Raw genomic sequence first — 6,398 nt, 5'->3', positions numbered from 1 at the left:
CCGCGAAGGCGGCCGCACCGTCGGCGCCGGCGTGGTGGCCAGCATTATCGAGTAAGGACAGACGACGGACGACAGACGACGGACGGCCGAGGACAGAAAGGCAGAGACGGGCGAGACATTGGGAACATCTGTCGTCTGTCGTCGGTCGTTTCTCTGTCGTCCGTCGTCATGCCCGGCCATCCACGTCTGTGCTCCACATCGGAAGGAAGACGTGGATGCCCGGCACAAGGCCGGGCATGACGGCGAGATGTGTGCATCCAGTAGGGCTTGACCCGGCAATCCATCCGCTTCGAAACGACTCTTCCGAAGATGGACGGATACGCGGGTCAAGCCCGCGTATGACGATGTGGGTCGGGCCGGCGTATGACGGATGGTCGAGTCTGCGGTGCGTGCTTGGCCGAACCGGACCCAGGCTTAGCACGCAGGCCAGCCCCCGCTTCGCCCTTGCTTTTCAGCCCGTCCCTATGCTTGAAACGGCCGGGATCGGCGGTGACGCCGGGGTTCCTACAGGGGTGTAGCTCAGTTGGTAGAGTACCGGTCTCCAAAACCGGTTGTCGCAGGTTCGAGCCCTGCCGCCCCTGCCAGCTTTAATGATTGAAATACAAGGATTTTTCAAACGTACCGTCAGCAATCGTCGAATTGTTACGGCTAATTCTGTCGCCGGCGAAGCCGCTATAGGGGGCCAGGATTTTTCCGCGAATAGAAAGCAGAACGCATACGACGAAAAGGCCGCCGATCAGGCCGTTCTGGCCGTCATGAAACTTCAACTGGCGAAGTTGAGCGTGCGCTCCGGACCGGAAAGAATTATCAAGGTGATCGCGAATTCGAAGATTGCGGAATTTCCCGATTCGCATGAACGCAATATTTCGCAATGGAAGTTCAAGCGGCAAAGCGCTTCATGCGGATCGTGACCTGGGGCAGGACGTCTCAGGATGTCGAACGAACCGGGCTTTACCGCGTTGTCCAGGATGTCCAAGCGCAAACCGACATCGCCCGGTCCTATGAGCGTGCAGCCGGTCGAACACGGCTCAATCGTACCGACGCAATTGCTGCCGGCGATGCCGACCGCCGAAAAAAAAGCAAAGGCGCCGCTCCCGAAAAAGCGGCCGACCAGAGAAGACGCCATCCAGGCCGCAAAGGCCAGACTGATGCGCCGGAATTCGTTGCAGAAACAGCGGCGGGCGCAAAGGACTGACGCGGATTAAGCGCTGTTCGGCTTTTTCGGCGCGCGGCCGGCGCCGGCGGAAGCGCGCCTGGACGTGTTCAGCGCCACCGCGGCGCGGATCAGCGCCTGCAGCGCCGTTGCATCGATGCTGTCGCCCTCGTGGATATCGATGGCGCGCCTGACGTTGCCGTCGAGGCTGGAGTTGAAGAGGCGCGACGGATCCTCAAGCGCGGCGCCTTTGGCGAAAGTCAATTTCACCACGCTCTTGTAGGTCTCGCCGGTGCAGATGATTCCGGCATGCTCCCACACCGGAACGCCGCGCCACTTCCACGCCTCCACCACATCGGGATCCGCCTGCCTGATCAGCGCGCGGACGCGGGCCAGCGTCGTGCCGCGCCAGTCACCCAGTTCCTCGATCCGCGCATCGATCAGCCTGGAGGAAGAGGCGGTGAGTGTCGCCGGCTCCGCCCCGCGCTTGGTCGTGGGTGCCGTTTTCTTCATGCTGTTGTCCGTTGCCCGAGTGTGTTCTCGCCCGCCCCGCGGGTGTAAAACAGGATGACATCAGGTTGAGTGCGTCATTGCGGGCAGCGACGCGACGAAGCAGTCCAATCCGCGCTTGCGTTGCTTCGCCTCGCTGCCAGTGAAGGTTCAACAGCAACGCATCATGCTTCTACCGCTCCGCGTTCACGAACTGATACGCGCCGCGCTCGAACGCGTCGTAGACGGCGAGCGCCTTGGCGTCGGCGAACGGCAGATACTGCATCATGATCACCCCGGCGATGCCGCGCGCCGGATCGACCCAGAAGAAGGTGTTGTTGATGCCGCCCCAGCTGAGACTCCCGGGAGAGCGCTTGCCCGGCACCTGATCGGCGGTGATCAGGAAGCCGAGCCCCCATTTGTCGCGGCCGTCGGCGATGAAGCCGAAGTCGGCGCTGCGCGGCAGCGCGCTTTTGAGCGCGGGGACCGAGACCGCGCCGATGTGGTTCTGCCCCATCAGCGCTACCGTCTCCGGTTTGAGCACCCGCGCGCCGTCGAGCGCGCCGCCATTGAGCAGCATGCGCACGAAGCGCCCGTAATCCTCGGCGGTCGAGGCGAGGCCACCGCCGCCGATCGGGGCTGCGACGGTGAGCGGGGCTTGCGGATTCTGCAGAACGACCGGGCCGTCCATGCGCTCGCCGGCGCGCTGCTGCTGCGCGACCAGGCGCGGGCCCTTGGTCTCCGGCACGTTGTAGGACGTGTCGTCCATCTTCAGCGGGGCGAAGATGTGCTGGCGGAAATAATCCTCCAGCTTCTGGCCCGACACCGCTTCGACCAGCTTGCCGGCTACATCGGTCGAGGTGCTGTAGTGCCAGCGTTCGCCGGGATCGAACAGCAGCGGCCCGCCGAACGGAAAGACGTCGCCGGCGCGCGGCTTCAGATCGCGCCAGATCGCGCTGGTGAATCCGTAGGCAAGGCCGGAGGTGTGGGTGAGGAAATGCCTGACCGTGGGCGGCCGCGCCGGCGCGCGCAGCCTGTAGTCTCCGGTGCCGGCATCGAACGAGTCCAAGACTTGCAGTCCGGCAAGCTCCGGCAGGTATTTCTCGGCTGCATCGTCGAGACCGATGCGGCCCTGTTCGACCAGTTGCATCACTGCCACCGAGGTCACCGGCTTGGTCATGGAGGCGATGCGAAACAGCGCATCCGATGCGAGCGGGCGTCCCGTCGACACATCCGCCACCCCGAAGGCGCCCTGATACAGCACGCGCTCGCGGTCGGTGACCAGCGCGACCACGCCCGGCACGTCCTTGGCCTCGACGGCGCCGCGCAGGCTTGTGTCGAGCGCGGCCTTGACGGATGAATCTTGCGCGATCGCCGCGCCGTCGAACGCCGCCGCCGCAATGCCGATGCCAAACACAAATCCGGTCATTCGATTCATGAGAGCCTCCCTGTCGCGCATAGCCCGGGGTTGATCCGCGCAAGCTCTCCCGAGGCTGGATTTTCTTGTTCGACGCCGGCCCGATGACGGCGGCAGGGACACGGCGCCGCATCGGCCTGTCGCGCCTGCGATAGTAGCACCGGCAAATCGGCGAGTCTCGAGCTTCGGGTTGGTACCATCGTCGGAATTCCGGTATCAACGCAGGATGGCTTCAAGTCGGCGGCCGCGCCGCCCGGCTCACCTCTCCGGCAAGGCGGGCCTGGCGGCGCAACGGTTGAGCGATCGCGTAAGATCCTTTTTCACCATCCATGGCGAGCCTGCCCTCCTGGGTAAGAACACACATCTGCGGAAGCGGGCATCGTCCGGATTCGACGTGCTCGGCACGAGCGATCGCCGATTCAAGCGCTGACACTTTTTTGCCGCGAAAAAACCTGATCCTGCCGCAAGAAAATCGCCGGGATCGGCTGCCTTCAGTTTGCCGCAAGACTCGTCGGCGCAGTTAATGTTCGAGCTCTGCGTGCAACGCAGACCGCAGTTAAGTCCTATCAGGGGCAGCGGATTTCTCGCTGGACAACGCGGCGCAAGCGCGGCGGGGCGCGGCGTGACAGCTTGCAAGCGTCTGAATGCGCTGCTGAATTTCGCTAGGAAACCGGCGAACTTCCACGCCGTGCGGGGCAAGTGCTTGCCTCGGCACGTTTTTTCAGCTGCTGCGCGTTGCGCCGAACGCGCAAAAGGCGGTCGATTGCCTTCGGTTCGCCGCAACGCGCCTGAAGTTTGCCGCAAGACTCGCCGCGCCCCGCGGCCATCGTCCGCATGACCTTAAGCCCTTCAACCGGCGTCGGTTTTGGCCCCGAAGCGGTCCCGGCGCCTTGATTTCGCCGCAAGCCGCGCGCCTTGACCTTGCGTGACGCGCACAGTACATAGCGGCCACCTGCTGCCGGCCCGTTTAACGGATATCCGGCGCGGCCTTGAAATTTCCCGGACAATCGAGCCCGCTTGGCGCTCATCCTTCAAGAGAGGGTTGGGCGCAAGAGGGCTGTTCGGATTCTCGAACATCCTGACGATCGATCAACCATGGACGCGATAACCACGATGGCTTTCAGCCCGTTCAAATTCCTGCAGGAAGTGCGCAGCGAGACCGCGAAGGTGACGTGGCCGTCGCGGCGCGAAACCATGATTACCACCATCATGGTGTTCGTGATGGTGGCGCTGGCGTCGATCTTCTTCTTCCTTTCGGATCAGGTGATCCGCATCCTCGTCACCTTCCTGCTGGGGATCCACTAATGACACGGGCGCGGAACTGAACCATGAGCATGCGCTGGTATATCGTCCACGCCTATTCGAACTTCGAAAAGAAGGTCGCCGAATCGATCCGCGAACAGTCCAAGCAGCGCGGGCTTGAGGAATTGTTCGAGCAGGTGCTGGTGCCGACCGAAAAGGTCGTGGAAATCCGCCGCGGCCGCAAGGTCGACGCCGAACGCAAGTTTTTCCCGGGCTATGTGCTGGTGAAGATGAACCTCACCGACGAGGCGTTCCATCTGATCAAGAACACGCCGAAAGTGACGGGCTTCCTCGGCGCGGAAAACAAGCCGATGCCGATTTCCGAGGCCGAGGCGATGCGGATCCTGCATCAGGTGCAGGAAGGCGTCGAGCGGCCGAAGGCATCGGTATCGTTCGAGATCGGCGAGAACGTGCGCGTGGCCGACGGCCCGTTCGCGTCGTTCTCCGGCGTGGTGGAGGAAATCGACGAAGGCCGCTCGCGCGTCAAGGTCGCGGTGTCGATCTTCGGCCGCGCGACGCCGGTCGAGCTGGAATTCGGTCAGGTCGAGAAGGTCTGATCGCCGTCATTACCGGGCTTGACCCGGCAATCCATCCGCTTCGAAAGACTTTTGCGAAGAAGATGGATACGCGGGCCAAGCCCGCGTATGACGAACGGGGAGACAGCAGGCGCTGTTTCCAAGAATGCCGTGGAAGGAAGCAGGCGATCGCCAGTCGCCTGTGACCGTACCACGGTCCTGTGAAGCTCCGGATCATCCGGAACAACAAAGGAGTAACGCATGGCAAAGAAAGTGACCGGATACCTGAAATTGCAGGTGCCGGCGGGAGCCGCGAATCCGTCGCCCCCGATCGGACCCGCGCTTGGTCAGCGCGGCCTCAACATCATGGAATTCTGCAAGTCGTTCAACGCGCAGACGCAGAAGGAAGAAAAGAACACGCCGATCCCGGTGGTGATCACGATCTTTGCCGATCGTTCCTTCACCTTCGAGCTGAAGACGCCGCCGATGTCCTACTTCCTCAAGCAGGCCGCCAAGATCCAGTCCGGCTCGAAAGCTCCGGGCCGCGACAAGGCCGGCAAGGTGACCGCGGCGCAAGTGCGCGAGATCGCCGAAAAGAAGATGAAGGATCTCAATTGCGATACCATCGAGGCAGCCATGAAAATGGTCGAGGGCTCAGCCCGCTCGATGGGCCTTGAAGTAGCGGGGTAACGGGCATGACAATCGGAAAACGTTTGAAAAAGGCCCGCGAAGGCGTCAACCGCGAAAAACTCTATCCGCTCACCGACGCCATCAGGATGGTGAAGGAGCGGGCTACGTCGAAGTTCGACGAAACCATCGAAATCGCCATCAATCTCGGCGTCGATCCGCGTCACGCCGACCAGATGGTGCGTGGCGTGGTGACGCTGCCGAACGGCACCGGCCGTACGCTGCGTGTCGGCGTGTTCGCGCGCGGCGCCAAGGCCGACGAAGCCAGGGCTGCCGGCGCCGATGTGGTCGGTGCGGAAGACCTGGTGGAGAAGGTGCAGGGCGGCAGCATCGATTTCGATCGGTGCATCGCGACCCCGGACATGATGCCGCTGGTCGGCCGCCTCGGTAAGGTGCTTGGTCCGCGCGGCATGATGCCGAACCCGAAGATCGGCACCGTGACGATGGACGTCACCACCGCCGTGAAAGGCGCGAAGGGCGGCTCGGTCGAATTCCGCGTCGAAAAAGCCGGTATCGTGCAGGCCGGAATCGGCAAGGCGTCGTTCTCCGAAGAAAAACTGGTGCAGAACGTCAAGGCGCTCGCCGACGCGGTCGCGAAAGCAAAACCCTCCGGCTCCAAGGGCACCTACATCCAGCGCGTGGCGGTGTCATCGACCATGGGACCGGGCGTGAAGGTCGAACCGGCCAGCCTCAGCCTCGTCGGCAACGCCGGCGGGACCTGAGCCGCGCCGCTTGCGGTACGCGTGATAAGAACGAGGGCGAATTCGGGACACCGGTTTCGCCCTTTTCATTGTTCCGTCTATCGTTCGTCATGCCCGCGCTTGTCGCGGGCATC

At 62.9% G+C, this 6,398-nt stretch carries 8 protein-coding genes and 1 tRNA gene; 7 read left to right on the top strand and 2 right to left on the bottom strand.

Going from position 1 to position 6,398, the window contains the following annotated elements; genetic code table 11:
• Nucleotides 1-508 precede the first annotated feature (508 nt).
• From ACFE72_RS18475 to ACFE72_RS18465, 3 genes are all read left to right on the top strand, one after another.
• A tRNA-Trp gene (locus ACFE72_RS18475) sits at nucleotides 509-584 on the top strand.
• 6 nt (nucleotides 585-590) lie between these two features.
• Nucleotides 591-911 carry a hypothetical protein gene (locus tag ACFE72_RS18470; RefSeq protein WP_375414565.1) on the top strand — a complete coding sequence of 107 codons (321 nt, stop codon included), beginning with the start codon at nucleotides 591-593 and terminating at the stop codon, nucleotides 909-911.
• On the top strand, nucleotides 899-1,195 hold the full coding sequence (locus ACFE72_RS18465) for a hypothetical protein (RefSeq protein ID WP_375414564.1): 297 nt from the start codon (nucleotides 899-901) through the stop codon (nucleotides 1,193-1,195). The genes ACFE72_RS18470 and ACFE72_RS18465 overlap by 13 nt, the downstream gene beginning before the upstream one ends.
• A gap of 6 nt (nucleotides 1,196-1,201) precedes the next feature.
• On the opposite strand, the gene ACFE72_RS18460 is transcribed toward ACFE72_RS18465, so the two are convergent.
• Nucleotides 1,202-1,666, bottom strand: coding sequence for a DUF1801 domain-containing protein (locus tag ACFE72_RS18460; protein ID WP_375414563.1), 465 nt, complete (start codon nucleotides 1,664-1,666; stop codon nucleotides 1,202-1,204).
• Between the two features lie 169 nt (nucleotides 1,667-1,835).
• Nucleotides 1,836-3,080 (bottom strand): serine hydrolase domain-containing protein, encoded by a 1,245-nt coding sequence (locus ACFE72_RS18455; RefSeq protein WP_375414562.1) that lies wholly within the window; start codon nucleotides 3,078-3,080, stop codon nucleotides 1,836-1,838.
• Nucleotides 3,081-4,172: 1,092 nt separating this feature from the next.
• Between ACFE72_RS18455 and secE the strand changes: the two genes are divergently transcribed.
• The 4 genes from secE (at nucleotide 4,173) to rplA (ending at nucleotide 6,285) form a co-directional block, all read left to right on the top strand.
• Nucleotides 4,173-4,364, top strand: coding sequence for a preprotein translocase subunit SecE (gene secE, locus ACFE72_RS18450; RefSeq protein ID WP_375414567.1), 192 nt, complete (start codon nucleotides 4,173-4,175; stop codon nucleotides 4,362-4,364).
• Nucleotides 4,365-4,387: 23 nt separating this feature from the next.
• Entirely contained in the window at nucleotides 4,388-4,918 is a 531-nt protein-coding gene (gene nusG, locus ACFE72_RS18445) for a transcription termination/antitermination protein NusG (protein WP_375414561.1), read from the top strand.
• Nucleotides 4,919-5,137: 219 nt separating this feature from the next.
• Nucleotides 5,138-5,566 carry a 50S ribosomal protein L11 gene (gene rplK / locus ACFE72_RS18440; protein WP_375414560.1) on the top strand — a complete coding sequence of 143 codons (429 nt, stop codon included), beginning with the start codon at nucleotides 5,138-5,140 and terminating at the stop codon, nucleotides 5,564-5,566.
• 5 nt (nucleotides 5,567-5,571) lie between these two features.
• Nucleotides 5,572-6,285 carry a 50S ribosomal protein L1 gene (rplA, locus tag ACFE72_RS18435; protein ID WP_375414559.1) on the top strand — a complete coding sequence of 238 codons (714 nt, stop codon included), beginning with the start codon at nucleotides 5,572-5,574 and terminating at the stop codon, nucleotides 6,283-6,285.
• Nucleotides 6,286-6,398: the final 113 nt, after the last annotated feature.

It is taken from the genome of uncultured Bradyrhizobium sp. (genome assembly GCF_964252615.1).
Classification (GTDB): domain Bacteria; phylum Pseudomonadota; class Alphaproteobacteria; order Rhizobiales; family Xanthobacteraceae; genus Bradyrhizobium.
Note: the sequence above shows the minus strand (reverse complement) of the source record. Positions and strands in the feature narration are given on the sequence as shown.

Coding starts and splice junctions, on each gene's coding strand:
- ACFE72_RS18470 (WP_375414565.1), top strand. CDS start 591: ATGATTGAAATACAAGGATTTTTCAAACGTACCGTCAGCAATCGTCGA.
- ACFE72_RS18465 (WP_375414564.1), top strand. CDS start 899: ATGCGGATCGTGACCTGGGGCAGGACGTCTCAGGATGTCGAACGAACC.
- ACFE72_RS18460 (WP_375414563.1), bottom strand. CDS start 1,666: ATGAAGAAAACGGCACCCACGACCAAGCGCGGGGCGGAGCCGGCGACA.
- ACFE72_RS18455 (WP_375414562.1), bottom strand. CDS start 3,080: ATGAATCGAATGACCGGATTTGTGTTTGGCATCGGCATTGCGGCGGCG.
- secE (WP_375414567.1), top strand. CDS start 4,173: ATGGCTTTCAGCCCGTTCAAATTCCTGCAGGAAGTGCGCAGCGAGACC.
- nusG (WP_375414561.1), top strand. CDS start 4,388: ATGAGCATGCGCTGGTATATCGTCCACGCCTATTCGAACTTCGAAAAG.
- rplK (WP_375414560.1), top strand. CDS start 5,138: ATGGCAAAGAAAGTGACCGGATACCTGAAATTGCAGGTGCCGGCGGGA.
- rplA (WP_375414559.1), top strand. CDS start 5,572: ATGACAATCGGAAAACGTTTGAAAAAGGCCCGCGAAGGCGTCAACCGC.